Raw genomic sequence first — 17,225 nt, 5'->3', positions numbered from 1 at the left:
GATACAAGTACTTCTATGTCAAAAGGAGATGTTAATGGAAGTTTTAAAGAATTATGACCTGGGTGACTGGGTTATTATTGTCGCCCTAATAATATATATTGTGCAAACGGTGTTCAAAATTTGGGTCGAACAATCAATAAAGAAAAAATATGAGGTAAGGTCTAAAGCTGTATTAGTGGCTGATTTAATGGCTGAATGGGTTAGTAAACCTGAAGACCTAAGAAAACTGAGGCAATTGACCAACGAAGCATTTCTATGGCTTCCGTCGGATCTGGCAACTGAATTGTCAAAGGTTCTTGCCCATAAAAAGGATGCACTAAGCTATCGAGAGTTAATGAATCGGGTTAGAAAACTTCTTTTAGGATGTTGTGATACTTTTGAATCCAATAGATTTATTACATACGATCTTACTGAGTATGAAAATGCAGAGAAAACAAGAAAGAAAAATGAAGCCGCACAATATCTATCAACTCAAGGCGCTAATAGTGAGAAAGAAAATAAGTCTGGTGAGTAGTTTCTCTATGTCATAGATTTAATTTTTTCTGTTAGCACATGATTTATTACTGCCATCACTAGAATCTATTAGGCTCCACCAAGTGACTTTTGATGGCTTTAATCGCAAAATCAAATACATGGGCAACGCTTCACACGTTGCAGTCCAGTAACGATCCTTGCTTCACTGTCAGCCGCTTCAAAGCTACTGGCACATAGCTTCTGATATTTTCCTGTCGTGAAGCCTGTTTTTCCTGCCTGCCCAAGCAGCGGATTAATCGTTTTACACGTTGCCTTGTGAATTCTGGTAAAACGTTCATCACTTTTACTGGCCTTGCTGCTGGTGGCTTTTAAAGTGTTAACGACATATCCATCGGGGTTATTTTTAAGCCAAAATTGATATGCACATTCGCTATCTGGTTGAATATCACTCCTGAATACCTTAACGCTCATATGATCTCTCCATGCTGTTTGAAATGAATATACAACAGCAAATTTCTATATCACAGCCGTAAATAGGATATGTCCTTCGCTGCCCAACGCCAACGCCAACGCCAACGCCAACGCCAACGCCTGTGTGAATGATGCAGCCAGCCCCAGACTTACTGACGACTCTGAACAGGATTATTTCCGTCTTAGGAAGCGAATCGAAACCAGTAACAAGCAAATAACAGGCTGCAGGAATACATCAAAACACGGTGCATCAAGTGAGCTAATTCGCTAAAATAGTTCCATGAAACTTAGTGATTGGAAATCAAGGATGTTGGATTATTTTTGTACGATAAAAGACGCCTTTTACTGGCAGAAAAAATTAGGATTAAAGCCCTTGTTGATGTTTATCCTAAGGAGTCTCTTCGCTTACATTTTTCTGGTCGGCTTGTACCTTGTTGTGTTCAGGCTGCTAGTGTATACGCCTTTAGTAGACTATATGACAGTAGACACTATCAGCGAGATCACTGCTAACGTGCTCATTGCCTTACAAATAATTTTGTGTGTTCCAGTGATTTTGCATGTTATCAAAACGACGGTTCGAGGACTCACAGCAGGTATTCACTGAGTGCCTGTGATAATGTCCACTGTCCGATATGATTATAATGGAGGGTAAAATGCGATTTTTTCTTGTATGGGAAATATACGATGACAACTGGAATATGATCGAAAAGGGAAGCCATTTTTTGACGGTACAGGATCCAGAGGATGTAGATATTGACTCCATGGGGTTTCTCGGCGTGCTTGCCGAAGCAAAAGGTGTTGACCCCCTGCGAGTTGTGCTGGTGAACTGCAATCGCGTTTTATAACGCGGTGATGTGATCACCATTATTGGTAAGCATCACAGTCCATACTTAGCGAATGTTTCTGCCATTGGTATTTACTACAATCAAGTATTAACTTGGGTGAGGTTTAGATGGACAGTAATTACATAGCATATGAAACACTTGTGGCGAATCGTAATGCTGCTGACTGGGCATTTTGGTCAATGATTGGTACCTGGTTTGCCGGCTTGGCAACATTTTTAGCAGTGTGCGTATCGTTGCACTTAGGGCTTAGGAAACCTGCGGTAAAAATCAGTTGTAAGATAGGGGAGTCAGTTTTTTTTGCCGGCCCATATCGGAATAATGGGGTTTCAGTGATTATTACAAACCAATCGCTTTACTCAGTTAAAATTCAGTCCGTTAATTGGGTGTTCAAGAAAAGCATATCTTTCTACCAGCCTTTTAGTTCCCGGCACTCCGCAAAGTTACCTCAAAAGCTTGAGTATGGAGAGCAATTATCATTATGGATTGACCTTGATGATGAGCCTAACTGGATTGAACATATAGCTAATGGGTTAAAAGAGCATGGTGGTAACCCGAAAGATTTCAGGTGTGTTGTTAGAGTAACTACTGGTGAAAATATTACATTTAAATTAAATAAATCATTAATCAAAAAAATTGATGATTATTTTAAATTAGCCAAATGAAAAACATTTGATCATTTAAGGAGTCACTGAATATTTCTGTGGCTTTTGTATTTGAGCCTCTATGCAGGTAAACAACGATGATGGCCTGCATTTCTAAAGGTACTTTCCAGTACTTGAAACACCGACGGGCGTAAGACGCGCGAAAACGCGCTATTTACGAGATTTTTCGGGGCAGATCCCACTTCCTACTTAGTTAAAGCTAACTCTCTGTTTTACATAGAATCGCTACCCCTTTAACCGGGAAGTGGCGTGATCCTTTTTTCCGTGTTTTTAGCCTTTTCACTTCCCAGTTTAATTTTTAATCAACTTTCTCTCCGGGGAGGTCCGGGCATGATTGTGAACAAAACTCAGCTGGCCGGGATCTTCGAAGTTTCGGCACGAACAATTACAACCTGGCAGGCGCAAGGCTGTCCGGTTGAAAACGGCGACGGCAGCGGCGGGCGTGGCGGGGATAATGCGTATTCGCTAAAAGCTGTCATTGACTGGTACTGCAAGCGGGAAACCGATCTTGAAAACGAGGTGCTGCGAAAAGAGCTAAACGAGCTGCAGACCACGGTCGAATCAGAGCTTGTACCGGGCACTATCGATTACGAACGGCACCGACTGACCCGCGCGCAGGCCGACGGGCAGGAGCTGAAGAACGCCAAAGAAGCTGCCGAGGTTGTCGAAACCGCATTTTGCATGTTCGTCCTGTCCAAAATTGCCGGGGAAATATCCGGCATTCTGGACGGGATCCCGTTGTCGATGCAGCGACGTTTCCCCGCGCTTGATCATCGCTACATCGAATTTCTAAAGCGTGATGTGGTGAAGGCGATGAACAAAGCGGCGGCGCTGGATGAAAAGCTGCCGGGGTTGCTGAGTGAGTATCTCGAAAAAACAGATTAAGAGTCTTGGCCGGTGGATAGCCGCCGGGCTTAAATCGCTGTTTCGCCCGATGCCGGTCACGGCCGTTGAATGGGCCAACGAACATTATTACCTCCCGAAAGAATCTGCGTACACCGAGGGACGCTGGGAAACGTTGCCTTTTCAGGTAGCGATAATGAACGCGATGGGCAGCGACGATATCCGCGAAGTGAATCTCATCAAATCGGCCCGCGTGGGTTATTCCAAGATGCTGCTGGGCGTTTTCAGCTATTTCCTGCAGCACAAGCAGCGTAATGGCTTGCTATGGCAACCGACCGATGGTGATGCCGAAAACTTCATGAAATCGCACGTCGAGCCGACGATCCGCGATGTGCCAGGACTACGCGAGATGGCGCCGTGGTATGGCAAGAAGCACCGCGATAACACGCTTTCCATGAAACGCTTTTCGAACGGCCGCGGATTCTGGTGCCTGGGTGGTAAAGCGGCGAAAAACTATCGCGAAAAGTCAGTCGATTTTGTGGGCTATGACGAGCTGGCCGCGTTCGATGAGGATATCGAGAAAGAAGGCTCGCCAACATTCCTCGGCGATAAGCGTATCGAGGGTTCCGTGTGGCCAAAATCAATTCGTGGCTCATCGCCGAAGATAAAGGGCGTATGCCAGATCGAGCGCGCGGCCAGCGAGTCCGGCCACCTGATGCGCTTTCATCTCAAATGCCCGCATTGCGGCGGCGAGCAGTACCTGAAATGGGGCGGCAAAGAGGAGCCCTATGGCTTCAAGTGGGAAAACCACGACGCGAAAACCGTATTTTATCTTTGTGAGCATTCCGGCTGCGTGATTCATCAGAACGAGCTGGACTACACCGGCGCGCGCTACATCTGCGATAACACCGGCATCTATACCGAAGATGGGCTGGCGTGGTTCGCGTCTGACGGCGAGGAAATTGACCCTCCGGACGCCGTGTCGTTTCACATCTGGACTGCGTACAGCCCGTTCACAACCTGGGTGCAGATCGTCAAAGACTATTTCAAGACGAAAGGCGACCCCGGCAAGCTTAAAACCTTCACTAACACCACGCTGGGCGAAACCTGGTCCGAAGAAGTGGGCGAGCGACCGTTGCCGGAGCTGGTGTTTAGCTGGGGCGAGCTTTACGCCGCGCAGGTTCCGTTGCGCGTTGTGTATCTCACTGCCGGTATCGACTCCCAGCTCGACCGCTACGAGATGCGCGTCTGGGGTTGGGCGCCCGGTGAAGAGGCTTATCTCATCGATCGGCTAATCATCATGGGCCGTCACGATGAAGAGGCCACGCTGCTGCGTGTTGATGCGGCGATTGCTGGTCAGTACCTCAGCGAAAGCGGCGACATGATGAGTATTGCCCGCGTCTGCTGGGATACCGGCGGCATTGATCCGGACATCGTTTACAAGCGTTCGCGAAAGCTCGGCATGTTCCGCGTTATCCCGATCAAGGGTGCCAGCATCTACGGCAAGCCGGTGGCGAATATGCCCCGCAAGCGCAACGCCAAAGGGGTGTACCTCACCGAAGTGGGCAGCGACACCGCGAAAGAGGTGATTTATGCCCGCTACAAGCTCGAGCGGCCGGCTGATGGTTCGCCGGTAGAGGGCTTAATCCACGTCCCGAACAACCCGGAGATTTTCGATTTAGTCGAAGCCCAGCAGCTGGTGGCTGAAGAGCTGATCGAGAAGTACGAGAAAGGGCGGATAAAACTGCTGTGGGACAGTAAAAAACGACGAAACGAGGCGCTGGACTGCTTTGTCTATGCGCTGGCGGCGTTACGCATCAGTAAATCACGCTGGCAACTGGATCTGAATGCTCTGGCCGAGAGTCGGGCGCATTCAGGACAGGTTGATCAGGATAAATCCTTTGCCGCCCTGGCGGCGCAACTTGCTGGAGAATAACAGTGGCGACAAAAGCGGAGCTGGACGAGGCACGCAAGGCGCTGCATGACTTGCTGACCGGCAAGCGTGTGGCATCGGTACAAAAAGACGGGCGGAGTGTAACGTTTACCTCCGCAACGCTCAGCGAGCTGCGCACGTATATCGCAAATCTTGAGAGTGAATTGGGGATTGTATCGGTTCGCCGTCGCCCAGCGAGGTTCGGATTATGAATAACGGCGGGCAATTGCTGGCCCCGGACGGCAAAACGCCGCTGCGTGAATACGCATCATACAGCGGCGGCGGGGCGGGTTTCGGCGGACAGCTGGCGCAGTGGCTGCCATCGTCCCAAAGCGCCGATGCGGCCTTGCTGCCGCAGTTTGAGCGGGGCAACGCCCGCGCCGACGACCTGGTACGCAACAACGGTTATGCGGCGAATGGCGTGCAGCTCCACCAGGATCACATTGTTGGCTCATTTTTCCGACTCAGCTACCGGCCCAACTGGCAGCGGCTGGGAATTTCGGAAGATGATTCGCGGGCGATGGCCGATGATGTCGAAGCTGCCTGGCGCGAATACGCCGAGGATCATCATTGCTATATGGACGTGGAGCGAAAGCGCACGTTCACGATGATGATCCGTGAGGGCGTGGCCATGCACGCCTTCAACGGGGAATTGTTCACGCAGCCGGCGGCGGCGGCACGCTCTGCAGGCCGAATTTTCCGCACACAGTTCAAGATGGTGAGCCCCAAACGCGTCAGCAACAATAACGGGGTGATGGATTCCGCCACACAGCGCGCAGGCGTTGTTATTGATCGCAATGGCGCGGCCGTGGGCTATAACGTTTCGGAAGACACTTATCCTCTGTGGGGCGGTCGGAAGTGGCGTTACATCCCGCGCGAGCTGGCGAACGGTCGTCCGGGCATGATTCATATTTTCGAGCCGCTGGAGGATGGCCAGACGCGCGGCGCCAACCAGTTTTACAGCGTGATGGAGCAGATGAAAATGCTCGATACGCTGCAAAACACGCAGCTGCAGTCCGCGATTGTGAAAGCGATGTACGCGGCGACGATAGAATCCGAACTCGATACAGAAAAGGCGTTTGAATTCATTCTCGGCGCCGGCGACGACAAGACAGCGCAAAACAATAGCGGGATATCTAAGCTGCTGCAGCAGTACATCGTGTACTACCAGGCGGCGCAGGTTAAGTTCGGTGGCGCTAAGGTGCCGCACCTGTTCCCCGGTGACTCACTCAATCTGCAGACTGCGCAGGACACGGATAACGGCTATTCCGTGTTTGAGCAATCCCTGCTGCGCTACATCGCCGCCGGGCTTGGCGTCTCTTATGAGCAGCTGTCCCGCGATTATTCGCAAGTCAGTTACTCGAGCGCGCGTGCTTCGGCTAACGAGTCCTGGCGCTATTTCCTCGGCCGTCGCAAATTCATCGCCGCGCGACAGGCCAGCATGATGTTCGGCTGCTGGCTGGAAGAGGCATTTGCCCGTGGCATTATCCGGATGCCGGCAAAAGCCCGTTACTCATACCAAGAAGCCCGCGGGGCGTGGAGTAACTCGGAGTGGATCGGCGCCGGCCGTATGGCCATCGATGGGCTGAAGGAAGTGCAGGAGTCGGTCATGTTGATTGAAGCCGGACTCAGCACTTACGAAAAAGAGTGCGGCAAGCTCGGCGAGGATTACCAGGAGGTATTCCGTCAGCAGGTCCGTGAAGCGCAAGAACGCCGCGAAGCCGGACTCACTCAGCCTGCCTGGATTGCAACGGCATTCAATGCGCAGTTGCAAAACTCCGCCAACAACAACGAAACAGGGGGCCAGCGTGCCGCGTAATTTATCGCATATCGCCGGAATGGCGTTTAACCAACCCTTACTACTGGAACCCGCCTACGCGCGGGTTTTCTTTTGCGCGCTGGGGCAAGAAATCGGCGCCAGCCGGCTGGTGGATGCCGTCAGCGGCACAATTATCAGCCGGGAGGCGATGGGCGAAACAATGTCGCTGTTTGGTGATGGGCGTGAAAGCGCCACGGCCCGCAGCTACGAAGTGAAAGACCGGATCGCCGTCATCCCGGTTTCCGGAACGCTGGTCAGCAAGATGGCTGCTGTACGGCCGTATTCCGGTATGACGGGCTACAACGGGATTGTTAGCCGGGTAATGCAGGCGATAGCCGATCCGGGCGTGGACGGCCTGCTGCTGGACATGGACACCCCCGGCGGCATGGTGGCCGGCGCATTTGATGCCGCTGATTTGATTGCCCGGATGCGAAGCGAAAAGCCGATCTGGTCGCTGGCCAACGATATGAGCTGCAGTGCCGGCCAGCTGCTTTCGAGCGCCTGCAGTCATCGCCTGGTCACCCAAACGGCGCGCACGGGTTCGATCGGCGTGCTGATGGCGCACAGCAACTATTCCGGGATGCTGGAGCAGGAAGGCATCGATATCACGCTGATATTCAGCGGCAGCCATAAAGTTGACGGGAATCCGTACAACAAGCTGCCGGAAGACGTGCGGGTGAGTTTTCAGGAAAAAATCGACGGCCAGCGCAAAAGATTCGCGGGGAAGGTAGCGACTTACACCGGCATGAGCGTTAAAGCCGTGCTGGCGACCGAGGCCGCCGTGTACGACGGACAGGAAGCCGTTAAGGCTGGCCTGGCTAATGAAGTGGTGATCAACGCAGATGCCCTGGGCGTGATGCGTGAGCACCTGGATAAACAAAAAAACCACGTAATTATCGGAGAAGTAATGGCAACGACCACAACCACCACAACCGCCACGGCGGGCGATGCTGCCGCTACGGGCACCACGGCTGCCGCTGTTACCGCGGGCACATCAGCCACAACAACAACGCCTGCAGCTGATGTTGCCACGGCGTCAGCGTCCAGCGTAGCAGCCGCGGTGCAGTCGGAGAATCAGCGGATCATGGGCATTTTGAATTGCGAGGAAGCGAAAGGGCGTGAGGCCACCGCACGGGCGCTGGCGGGCACGGAAAATATGAGCGTCGAAAGTGCTCAATCTATCCTGGCGACCGTGCCGCTAAGTGCGCAAGCCCGCACGGAAACCGGGTTTGACGCGCTGCTGGATGACACTCCGGCGGCGGTAAGTGGGGCAACCGGTGCGCAGGCATCGGCAGCAGAAGACGATGGCTGGGACGATATTCCCGTTTAACAAAGAGGACACGAGCAATGGCTCACATTGAAGAGTTTGTACATCACCAGCCGCTGGGCGGCAGCGATGATGCCAACACAGCGATCGGTGCTGCAGAAATCGCGGCTGACACCCCGGCGCTAACGCCGCTGATGCTCGATGCAACAAAAGGACTTTTGATGCCCTGGGACGGTGCCAACGCAGGAACGGCAATTGGCGTGCTGGCGCTGAATGTTACCGCCGGGCAGGCCAGCGTGACTTACTACAAGTCCGGGACCTTCCGCACCTCTGATTTGCTCTGGCCAGCTGGCCTTAGCGCGGAGCAGAAGCAAAACGCCTTTGTGGGCAGCGCCGTCAGCGTCAACTAATCAAAATCACCGTGCAAAGGCCGCTAAGCGGCCTTTTTTTAATGGAAAAAATCTATGTCTGATTCTTCTTATTCAACCACTCGCCTCATCGCGGTCACGCAAAAAAAATTCAAATTTGAGCAGTTTTTCAAAAAGCTGTTTTTCGTAGAGTCCTACGAGTTTGACACCGAAAAAGTCGATTTGGCGAAAATTCCTGGCAACGTTGCGATGGCGGTTTATGTCTCGCCGACCGTCGCCGGCGAAGTACTGCGAACCCGCGGGGGGCTGACTACCCAGCTGCAGCCGGGTTACGTTAAACCAAAGTACATAGCATGGCTTTCAGAGGCTTTCCTGTAGTTACTGGTTTTTACAGTTAACATTATGATTATAAAGAGTAATGTTTTCTTTCGCTTTCTCTGGGTTTTCCTCGTTTTCTGCGCGTTGCGATCACCTCTGTATTGCAACTTGTATTGCTTTTTGAGGGCTAGAAATGGCTGGTGAGAATAAGTTGAGCGATAAAGCGCTTAAAGGGTTCCTGGGTAAGCCCAGGGAAAAGCAGGTGACGGTGGCCGATGGAAAAGGGCTTTCGGTCAGGCTGAGTAAAAAGGGGGCCGTTAGCTTTGTTTTTTTCTACCGGCTGCCTGGTGGGGTGGCCGCTCCTGTTTGGCTAACTTTGGGCAAGTATCCGGATATGACGCTCAAACAGGCCAGAGAGAAGCGCGATGAATGCCGCAGCTGGCTGGCAGAAAAACGAGATCCACGCATCCAGATAAAAATTCAGGCGGAAGAGCGGCTGGCCCCGGTCACGGTGGAAGATGCTTTGATGTACTGGTACGAGAACGATTGTAAGGCCCGACGCAAAAGTCATGCAGTAACCCTTGGCCGATTTAAAAAAGATATTTTTCCGTACATTGGGCATCTGCCTGTCAATGAAACACATCTTTATGAGTGGCTGGACTGTTTTGACCGTATAAAACGGCGGGCGCCGGTCATGGCCGCATACGTGTTTTCTGATGCCAAGTTCGCGCTGCGCTACTGCCGTGTTCGTCAGTACATGGAATCGGACGTTCTGAAAGACCTCAGAATGACGGACGTTGGCAAGGTCGCAGAAAAGCGTGATCGGGTGCTCTCAGAAAAAGAGCTTGGCGAACTCTGGGAAGCAGTCTTTGTAACTCCGGACATAAAGCTGATGTCCTCCTATACCAGGAAAATGTTTGTTCTTTGCATCGTTTTTGGCTGCCGCATGAGTGAGCCCCGATTATCTGAATGGAAGGAATGGGATTTCGATGCCTGGACATGGACCGTTCCTAAGGAACACTCCAAAACAGGTGTGGAAATTATTCGACCCGTTCCTGAAATCATGCGGCAGTGGATCGTGAATGTGCATGCTGAAACAAAACATTCTGACCACGTGCTGGGCAGCCTACGCATCAGGGAGAGCGTCAGTAAGACAGGAGGTAAGATTTGTAAACGGCTCGGCCACGATAAGCAGTGGTCGCTGCATGACCTAAGGAGAACACTTTCGACCCACCTGACAGATCTGGGGATTGATTTCTACGTCATTGAGCAGCTGCTTGGCCACGCGCTACCTGGTGTCGCCGGTATTTATAACCGAAGTAAATTTATGGTGAAGAAGTCTGAGGCGTTAGAGCTATGGACCACCTATCTCAACAGCATTTCTGGTGCTGATTCTAAAGTAACAATTCTCAAGCAAAAGGTTGGTTAATATGAAAAAGATGGTAGTTGTTGATGCAGAAGCGATGGAGTACATTCCGAACGTTGATCGTATTATCCGCGAGAAAGAATGCCGTCAACTGACCACACTGGCTAACAGCACTCGTTGGAACCTTGAGAGAGAAGGGAAATTCCCTAAGCGAGTTAAAATTGGGGCGTCCGCGGTAGGTTATCGCTTCTCTGAAGTTCAGGCGTGGATTAAAGGTGAATGGAAATGAGTTTTATATTATAAAGAGAGGGAATGAATGAGTAATATACTAGAGAATAATTTAAAAAATGTAATTATTGATCTGCAGGATCGTGCGAAAAAAGCACGGCGTTCAAGATTGTTTGTAGGTGCCACAATTTTAGTTATGGTTGTTATCTTGACTTCTTTTATTGCCTACAGGTTAACTCCGAATTATGATTTAGACTATCAAACATTAACCCGGGTTTCCATGGCGAAATTTGGTACAGGGAAGGATGCTGGTCTCTTGGAACTTATTAATGCAGAATTAAATGATGCATTTAAAGCCCGCCCTGATAAACAAAATGATATTAGTAAATCGAGTGAATTATCACATAAAAAAGATTCACTGATGAATGCAGAAAAAATGGTTGAATTATATTCAAAGATTATTGTGGCAAATAATTCCACTCCAGTTGCTCAAAATGACGATACAATCAGTAATCTAATAGCAACTATAGCACTGTCTGCAGGTATCGTAGGTTTTGTTCTCTATCTTATGCAAATTGCTGTTAGTTTCATTAGATATTACTCTCGATTGGCGGAACTGTATGATTCACAAATAACTGCGTTGATGGCATCAGGTGGCAATGTTGAGTCAGCTAAAATTCTTATGAGTATTTTATCTAACGATCATATCAATTTGGGTAAGGAGCCAAGTACTTTATATGGAAAGGCTCTGGATGTGATTGGTGATGTTGCAAAATCAAAATCATCGTAACTACCTATTTGGCTTGTGAAAATTGGCCGGTTCCCCGGCCAATTAGTATTAGATTAATGAATTTATTTCTTGTTTGATTAGCTTTTTTTCTTCTTTATATTTTTTTTCTAGTACGGAAATTTTATTCTCAAGTGAAATGTATTTTTCTGACAATCCGGATTTTTTTAAAATATCTATTGCATTTTTAATGCTACTTGCTTCATTGTTTTTAGAAGAGTACATACAACGAGTTTTGTTTGTTAGAAGAGCAATTCGATGTCTGCACATTGTACCTGAACTTCCTGCATAACAACTGCATGTAATTGATATCGGGTTAGCATCGTCAGAAACAGTTACTTTGTAGAATTCTGAACCACTGCTGCTAGTGGCTAAAAGCTCGATAATCATTTTCACATTCCTTGCGAAGTTAAGAGGTAGAGATGCTATCAAGACAAAAGGCTTATAACGTGGATTTTGATCAAATATTTTTTTGATGAGGGCCAAAAAGGCCCTGCTGTTTGGATCGGTAAAACATCAACCTTTGGGATCGATACCACGGTGCTTTAGTTCTTTTCGAAGAATACGTTTAATCCATGTAGCTAATGAAGTATCTCCATCTTTACGCATTTCGTCCTCTAACTGAGCTCTGAACTCATGAGCTAAGCGGATCTGGTACTGGTCAGTCTTGGTTTTTTCTGTTGACATTGTAATTACAAAATACCTATTATGAATTTGTGATTGTAATTACAACGTAACCTTTCATGTTTTGCAATGGCAAAATAGCGAAGCCCCAAAGTGCGCGAACACTTATGGGGCTTCTGACCAAACCGTTAACAGGAGTAACGACTATGGCTGGAACACAGCATACCCAAACTCACCCCAAATTTACATGGCGCTTTCTAGCTCTTGATATCACCGGTAGCCATATCATCCACATCACTGCCGGCACAGAGAGCGAAGCCCGTGAACAATCACCGGCAGATAGTCTCCTGGTATTCGCCGGACGCTTCCCGGAAAGGGGGGCGAGCCATGCTTGATATCTCCCTTTCAGATCTGAACCGTATCCGGCTGCGCGAACCTGTTACCGGCCGCATTCTTCTCTATGTCGAGGGCGGCGCCGTGAAGTGCAATTACTCAGTCCCTACGGATCAGATCCTCGGTTCTGTGCCCGCTCTGTTTGAATTTGCCGAACTTATCCGGAGCAGAAAAATTGATTCCGAAAGCTCGATTGATGGAACACCGTTCACCGGCAGGGTTGTGACGTATTACGAACAAGGCAAAGAGGTTGCCCGTGAGAATCTGGGAGATGATTTGCACATCGCCTCGTTACCGAACCTGATTGAGCAGCTGATCTACAGCGGCTTCAGCGTTACGCCGAACTAAGGAAAAAAATCATGAAAAAAAATAAAACTGGCTTAGTTGCCAGCGGCACAACTCAACCTGAAATTCGCCCTGGTGACGTCTGGAAAGATCGCGCTGGCTCAAAAATTAAAATTACTGACTTTGCCCACAACCGGGTGATGTACCTCCGGGAAGGGTATGAAAACCCCTGTATCTGTTCACCTGACCGGCTACGGCGCGAGTTTGTGCTGGTGAAAAATGAAAATATACCGTCATGGTGTCGTGAAAAAAATCTTGAAGAAAAAATAAGAAAATTACGTGAGCTGATTCAGGCGGGGAAAAGTAAAAAATGAAAAATGCACCGAACGTAAAAAATCTTCCTGCCGACGTCATGGTTGAGGCAATTATTTTTGCTGGTGCTGATGCCTGGACGCATGCAAAGGCCTGGGAGGAGGGCAATCCTATCGGTGACGATATCCCACCCATTTGCCTGGGGCCTAAGCAGCTGGCTGGTTTAGAAAACCTAAGGATCGTTGATCACAATCGCCGTTGTGCTCGTGTCTATCGCGCCGGCGCGCTGACCGAAAAGCAGATCACGACCATTGCCACCCAGCTGGCGCTGGCCAACGTGCAGGAGGCGCGTTTCTGCTCGGAAAGTTTTGAACACCTCGAGGACTGGACCCCTCGTCTTGTAGCGCTGCGTGATGAAGCCGAACGCGGGGAGAGTGTGGTTATAAAAATGCCGGTCAAAAAGCGAAGGGGCCAGAAAGATTTTCTGGCAGATGAGCTGAAGCCCCGAGTGGAAAGCCGTAGTGATGGTGTTTTTTGGATCACACCAAAGGTTGAGCGCGACACAGGAGAAATTATTCATCCTGAGGCCTGGCTGTGTTCGCCCCTCGATGTCATTGGCACCGGCAGCGATGGCGCAGAACGCTATCTGATTTTGCGTTGGCGAGAGCCGGGAGCAGGGAACGATATTACACGAGCTATTCCCGCGGCAGATATCGGTGAACGCGACGGCTGGCGCATGCTGAAAGCTGGTGGCGTAAACGTCACGACAAAATCAACGCTCCGCGCCACGCTGGCCGACTGGCTGCAGCAAAGTGGAAGCGGGCAGGAGTGGCGAATCAGTAACACCAGCGGCTGGCATTCTGGAGCCTACATCATGCCGGATGGTGAGGTTATCGGCAGTCCGGAAACACCGCTCCTGTTTAACGGTCGTAGTGCGGCGGCGGCAGGCTACAGCATCAAAGGTACGGCGGCGAGCTGGCGCGAGACGGTTTCACGGCTGGCCAGCGGCAACCCCTCGATGATGCTGGGCGTAGCGGCGGCGCTATCTGCTCCCCTGATAGGTCTGGTGGGCGCTGATGGTTTTGGTGTCCACCTGTTCGAACAATCCAGCGCCGGCAAGACAACGACCGCAAATATTGCCAGCAGCCTGTATGGCGAACCCGATGCGCTTCGGCTCACCTGGTACGGCACCGCGCTGGGGATTGCCAACGAGGCAGAGGCCCATAACGACGGCCTGTTGCCCCTGGACGAAATCGGGCAGGGCAGTAACGCCCGTGATGTGGCCACGTCGGCTTATACGCTGTTTAACGGTGCCGGAAAGCTACAGGGAGCGAAGGAGGGAGGTAACCGGGAGCTGAAGCGCTGGCGAACGGTGGCGATCAGCACCGGTGAAATGGATATCGAGACGTTTCTTTCTGCTGGTGGCTTGAAAGTGAAGGCCGGGCAGCTGGTCCGCCTGCTCAACCTACCGATGGAGAAATCAGTTTCCTACCATGAGTACCAAAACGGTAAACAGCATGCTGACGCACTGAAAGACGCGTACCAGGATAATCATGGGGCAGCCGGGCGGGAGTGGATCCAGTGGCTTGCAGATCATCAGCAGGAAGCCAGGCAGGCCGTAAGGGATGCACAGGGGCGCTGGCGTGGATTAATCCCTGCCGACTACGGAGAGCAGGTTCACCGGGTATCAGAACGTTTTGCCATTCTGGAGGCGGCCCTGGTGCTGGCGATGCATATTACTGGCTGGGACGCGCAGGACAGCCGCGACGCTATACAGCACGCTTTCAATGCATGGGTGAAGGAGTTCGGTACCGGCAATAAAGAGCACCAGCAGATTGTTGCTCAGTGTGAGGCATTCCTCAATGCGCATGGCCTGAGTCGTTTTGCGCCTCTTCCTTACGATCCGGCTAGCCTGCCAATTAGCAATCTTGCTGGTTATCGGAAGCGAAAGAGCACAAATGATGATGCGCCGCTGATGTTTTACACATTTCCGGCCGCATTCGAAAATGAGATAGCTCAGGGCTTTAATGCAAGACAATTTGCACGGGTACTGGCTTCTGCGGGGGTCTTAGCTGGATCGGCTGATGGCCAGCGATTCCAGCAGAAATCACCACGTATCAACGGACGGCAGGTTAACGTCTACGTCTTGCAGTTTGCACCAGAGGAGTTTGAAGAGGGTGAAAACTAAAATACATGTGTGAGTGTTTTTTGTCGTGGTTCACGTGGTTCAGTAGCTGTACCTCATAGCTATATTATTGTTAATAATGATTTTTATTATGAAATATTGAACCACGAGTGAACCACGTAAGCACGGTTTTGAACCACGTAGAGAGCATTTTGAACCACGTAATAAAGTGAACCACGTAAGAAAAGGCCTTTCGTGGTTCAAATTGAGGGTTTCGTGGTTCAGTGATTTTGTAAAACTCCTTATAAAACAGATGTCTTTACAAATTGAACCACGTGAACCACGTGAACCACGTATGTTTTGTTTATATATAGAGAAAATTGCAGGATGGACACAATAAACTCGTACGGCATTTGGTGAATGAATCAGGGCTGGTGGTGGTGGATTTCTTGCTTGAGAAGGAAGGGGGCAGTCAGTGAACCGTAAAATAATTAAGGGATTTAATTTTAATCGGCAAAAAAAAGCAGCCGCAAATTGCGAGCTGCTTAATGGATAATTATCGGTGTAATGTACGACAAAAGAAATCTTAGCACGTTAACTTTCTGATTTGTCGCTACATAGTGATTTTGTACTCTATTGTACGCTATTGCATTCAGACATTACTGTTTGGGAGTGCTAGCATCCTTTCGTCTTTTACTAATGAGAAACTTTATGACTAATTTATATCAACCGTATACGCTTATTCAGGCCGTGAGTGGTGAGGATATTCAAAAACGTTTAAAAACACTTTTCACTGATTTGTTTTTTTCTCGTTCCGTAGCCTTTGAAACTCGCGATATTATTCTCGATGAAATTGATGATCCTTATATCCCCATGGCCGCATTCTGTTCTCCTATGGTAGGTAGCACGGTCTCTCGAGATGAAGGGTATGAGTCGAAATCAATTCGCCCTGGCTATATGAAGCCGAAAAGTAGCATCGACCCAAATAAATTAACTGTTCGTCCAGCGGGTGTGTCTCCTGAGGGATTTAATTCTCATGATGTGCATAAAATTAAAGTAAAGCAGGCAGTGTTAAAGCAGGCTGTAGCTATTCGGGCGCGTATTGAGTGGCTTGCTATTCAGGCCATCACTACTGGTAAAAATATTATCGAGGGTGAAGGGATCGAACGCTACGAAGTCGACTGGGCAATTAAACCGAGAAATATTATCACGCAAGCAGGCTCAGTTGCCTGGTCAGCTCAGGATAAAGACACGTTCGATCCGAATGATGATATTGAGCTTTACGCAGAACAGAGCGAGGGCGTTACAAATATCATTGTAATGGGTGGGAACGTCTGGCGGCTCTACCGTTCATTCAAGGCGGTGAAAGAAGTTCTCGATACACGTCGCGGCTCTAATTCCGAGCTTGAAACTGCGCTTAAAGATTTGGGCGATTCAGTGAGCTTCAAAGGCTATGTTGGTGACGTGGCGATCGTTGTGTACAGCGGCCGTTATACCGATGAATTGGGGCAAGAACAGCATTTCCTGAACCCTGACGTGATGGTGCTGGGCAATACGGCATTACAAGGTATCGTGGCCTACGGCGGGATTCAGGATCCGGAGCTTATCCGCCAGGGCATCACCAAGGCCGATATGGTTCCCAAAAACTATATCATTCCAGGCGACCCGGCTATTGAGTATGTTCAAACGCACTCAGCACCGCAGCCGATTCCGGCACGTATCAACCGCTTTGTCACTGTTCATATCGCGTAGGAGGCCAAATGTCTGTGCATCATGTTGAGCTGGTGGCCGGCACTGAAATGCTGGTAACAACCCTGGGCATCTATAGCGCTGGTCAGGGTGTCATTCCCGCGCTAACACCGTTAATGCTGGATGCGACAACGGGCGGTCTGGTGCCATGGGATGGAGCGCATCCCGGGCAGGCCGTCTATGTTTCGGCTATGGAGGTCGATACGGCCGCCAGAACGCAGTGCCAGGTGTACAAAACAGGCGTGCTGAACGTGGAGGCACTCAACTGGCCTGAAACGGTCACAACACTTCCCACGAAGGTATCAGCATTTGTGGGTTCAGGTATTTCCGTACAGTCATTATCGAGGGTTTGAGGA

The 17,225-nt window shown here is 49.9% G+C and carries 22 protein-coding genes; 20 read left to right on the top strand and 2 right to left on the bottom strand.

All coding sequences use genetic code 11. The features are described 5' to 3' along the window. The first annotated feature begins 34 nt into the window (after positions 1-34). A complete protein-coding gene (locus tag ACE38U_RS09345) occupies positions 35-514 on the top strand; it encodes a hypothetical protein (protein WP_375529600.1) in 480 nt (159 codons plus the stop codon). Between the two features lie 110 nt (positions 515-624). On the opposite strand, the gene ACE38U_RS09340 is transcribed toward ACE38U_RS09345, so the two are convergent. Then, on the bottom strand, positions 625-945 hold the full coding sequence (locus tag ACE38U_RS09340; RefSeq protein ID WP_375529599.1) for a hypothetical protein: 321 nt from the start codon (positions 943-945) through the stop codon (positions 625-627). A 49-nt stretch (positions 946-994) separates the two neighbouring features. Between ACE38U_RS09340 and ACE38U_RS09335 the strand changes: the two genes are divergently transcribed. The 13 genes from ACE38U_RS09335 to ACE38U_RS09275 all read left to right on the top strand — a co-directional run bounded on the left by ACE38U_RS09335 (position 995) and on the right by ACE38U_RS09275 (position 11,384). After that, positions 995-1,216 carry a lysis system i-spanin subunit Rz gene (locus ACE38U_RS09335; RefSeq protein ID WP_375529649.1) on the top strand — a complete coding sequence of 74 codons (222 nt, stop codon included), beginning with the start codon at positions 995-997 and terminating at the stop codon, positions 1,214-1,216. Positions 1,217-1,598: 382 nt separating this feature from the next. Next, positions 1,599-1,790 (top strand): hypothetical protein, encoded by a 192-nt coding sequence (locus ACE38U_RS09330; protein ID WP_375529598.1) that lies wholly within the window; start codon positions 1,599-1,601, stop codon positions 1,788-1,790. A 107-nt stretch (positions 1,791-1,897) separates the two neighbouring features. Beyond that, on the top strand, positions 1,898-2,452 hold the full coding sequence (locus ACE38U_RS09325; RefSeq protein WP_375529597.1) for a hypothetical protein: 555 nt from the start codon (positions 1,898-1,900) through the stop codon (positions 2,450-2,452). A 330-nt stretch (positions 2,453-2,782) separates the two neighbouring features. Beyond that, positions 2,783-3,337, top strand: a complete 555-nt coding sequence (locus ACE38U_RS09320) for a terminase small subunit (RefSeq protein WP_038472676.1) — start codon at positions 2,783-2,785, stop codon at positions 3,335-3,337. Next, complete coding sequence (locus ACE38U_RS09315) at positions 3,312-5,231, top strand: phage terminase large subunit family protein (RefSeq protein WP_038472674.1); 1,920 nt, start codon at positions 3,312-3,314, stop codon at positions 5,229-5,231. The genes ACE38U_RS09320 and ACE38U_RS09315 overlap by 26 nt, the downstream gene beginning before the upstream one ends. A gap of 2 nt (positions 5,232-5,233) precedes the next feature. Continuing rightward, complete coding sequence (locus ACE38U_RS09310; RefSeq protein WP_038472671.1) at positions 5,234-5,440, top strand: phage head-tail joining protein; 207 nt, start codon at positions 5,234-5,236, stop codon at positions 5,438-5,440. Further along, entirely contained in the window at positions 5,437-7,047 is a 1,611-nt protein-coding gene (locus tag ACE38U_RS09305; protein WP_375529596.1) for a phage portal protein, read from the top strand. Before ACE38U_RS09310 ends, ACE38U_RS09305 begins: the two co-directional genes overlap by 4 nt. A gap of 19 nt (positions 7,048-7,066) precedes the next feature. Continuing rightward, positions 7,067-8,377, top strand: coding sequence for a S49 family peptidase (locus tag ACE38U_RS09300; protein ID WP_235212949.1), 1,311 nt, complete (start codon positions 7,067-7,069; stop codon positions 8,375-8,377). Positions 8,378-8,394: 17 nt separating this feature from the next. Then, positions 8,395-8,724 carry a head decoration protein gene (locus ACE38U_RS09295; RefSeq protein ID WP_038472663.1) on the top strand — a complete coding sequence of 110 codons (330 nt, stop codon included), beginning with the start codon at positions 8,395-8,397 and terminating at the stop codon, positions 8,722-8,724. Positions 8,725-8,778: 54 nt separating this feature from the next. Next, the gene (locus tag ACE38U_RS09290; protein WP_375529595.1) at positions 8,779-9,060 is read left to right on the top strand and encodes a major capsid protein; all 282 of its coding nucleotides are present in this window, start codon (positions 8,779-8,781) and stop codon (positions 9,058-9,060) included. Between the two features lie 133 nt (positions 9,061-9,193). After that, positions 9,194-10,429: a tyrosine-type recombinase/integrase gene (locus ACE38U_RS09285; RefSeq protein WP_375529594.1), complete on the top strand. Its 1,236-nt coding sequence runs from the start codon at positions 9,194-9,196 to the stop codon at positions 10,427-10,429. A 1-nt stretch (position 10,430) separates the two neighbouring features. Continuing rightward, a complete protein-coding gene (locus ACE38U_RS09280) occupies positions 10,431-10,655 on the top strand; it encodes a helix-turn-helix transcriptional regulator (protein WP_375529593.1) in 225 nt (74 codons plus the stop codon). Positions 10,656-10,682: 27 nt separating this feature from the next. Then, positions 10,683-11,384 carry a hypothetical protein gene (locus ACE38U_RS09275; protein WP_375529592.1) on the top strand — a complete coding sequence of 234 codons (702 nt, stop codon included), beginning with the start codon at positions 10,683-10,685 and terminating at the stop codon, positions 11,382-11,384. A gap of 48 nt (positions 11,385-11,432) precedes the next feature. Here ACE38U_RS09275 and ACE38U_RS09270 read toward each other — a convergent pair whose 3' ends face one another. After that, positions 11,433-11,771 (bottom strand): SWIM zinc finger family protein, encoded by a 339-nt coding sequence (locus ACE38U_RS09270; RefSeq protein WP_375529591.1) that lies wholly within the window; start codon positions 11,769-11,771, stop codon positions 11,433-11,435. Between the two features lie 353 nt (positions 11,772-12,124). Here ACE38U_RS09270 and ACE38U_RS09265 point away from each other — a divergent pair, with 353 nt between their 5' ends. The 6 genes from ACE38U_RS09265 (at position 12,125) to ACE38U_RS09240 (ending at position 17,222) form a co-directional block, all read left to right on the top strand. After that, complete coding sequence (locus ACE38U_RS09265) at positions 12,125-12,400, top strand: host cell division inhibitor Icd-like protein (RefSeq protein ID WP_375529590.1); 276 nt, start codon at positions 12,125-12,127, stop codon at positions 12,398-12,400. Then, positions 12,393-12,746, top strand: a complete 354-nt coding sequence (locus tag ACE38U_RS09260) for a hypothetical protein (protein ID WP_375529589.1) — start codon at positions 12,393-12,395, stop codon at positions 12,744-12,746. Before ACE38U_RS09265 ends, ACE38U_RS09260 begins: the two co-directional genes overlap by 8 nt. Before the next feature lie 11 nt (positions 12,747-12,757). Next, positions 12,758-13,057: a DUF4222 domain-containing protein gene (locus tag ACE38U_RS09255; RefSeq protein ID WP_375529588.1), complete on the top strand. Its 300-nt coding sequence runs from the start codon at positions 12,758-12,760 to the stop codon at positions 13,055-13,057. Continuing rightward, positions 13,054-15,183 carry a DUF927 domain-containing protein gene (locus ACE38U_RS09250; RefSeq protein ID WP_375529587.1) on the top strand — a complete coding sequence of 710 codons (2,130 nt, stop codon included), beginning with the start codon at positions 13,054-13,056 and terminating at the stop codon, positions 15,181-15,183. Before ACE38U_RS09255 ends, ACE38U_RS09250 begins: the two co-directional genes overlap by 4 nt. Positions 15,184-15,831: 648 nt before the next feature. Then, a complete protein-coding gene (locus ACE38U_RS09245; RefSeq protein WP_375529586.1) occupies positions 15,832-16,872 on the top strand; it encodes a major capsid protein in 1,041 nt (346 codons plus the stop codon). 8 nt (positions 16,873-16,880) lie between these two features. Next, complete coding sequence (locus ACE38U_RS09240; protein ID WP_375529585.1) at positions 16,881-17,222, top strand: head decoration protein; 342 nt, start codon at positions 16,881-16,883, stop codon at positions 17,220-17,222. Positions 17,223-17,225: the final 3 nt, after the last annotated feature.

This window comes from Cedecea selenatireducens (assembly GCF_042138895.1).
GTDB lineage: Bacteria > Pseudomonadota > Gammaproteobacteria > Enterobacterales > Enterobacteriaceae > Cedecea > Cedecea selenatireducens.
This window is presented reverse-complemented; position numbering and strand designations above follow the sequence as displayed.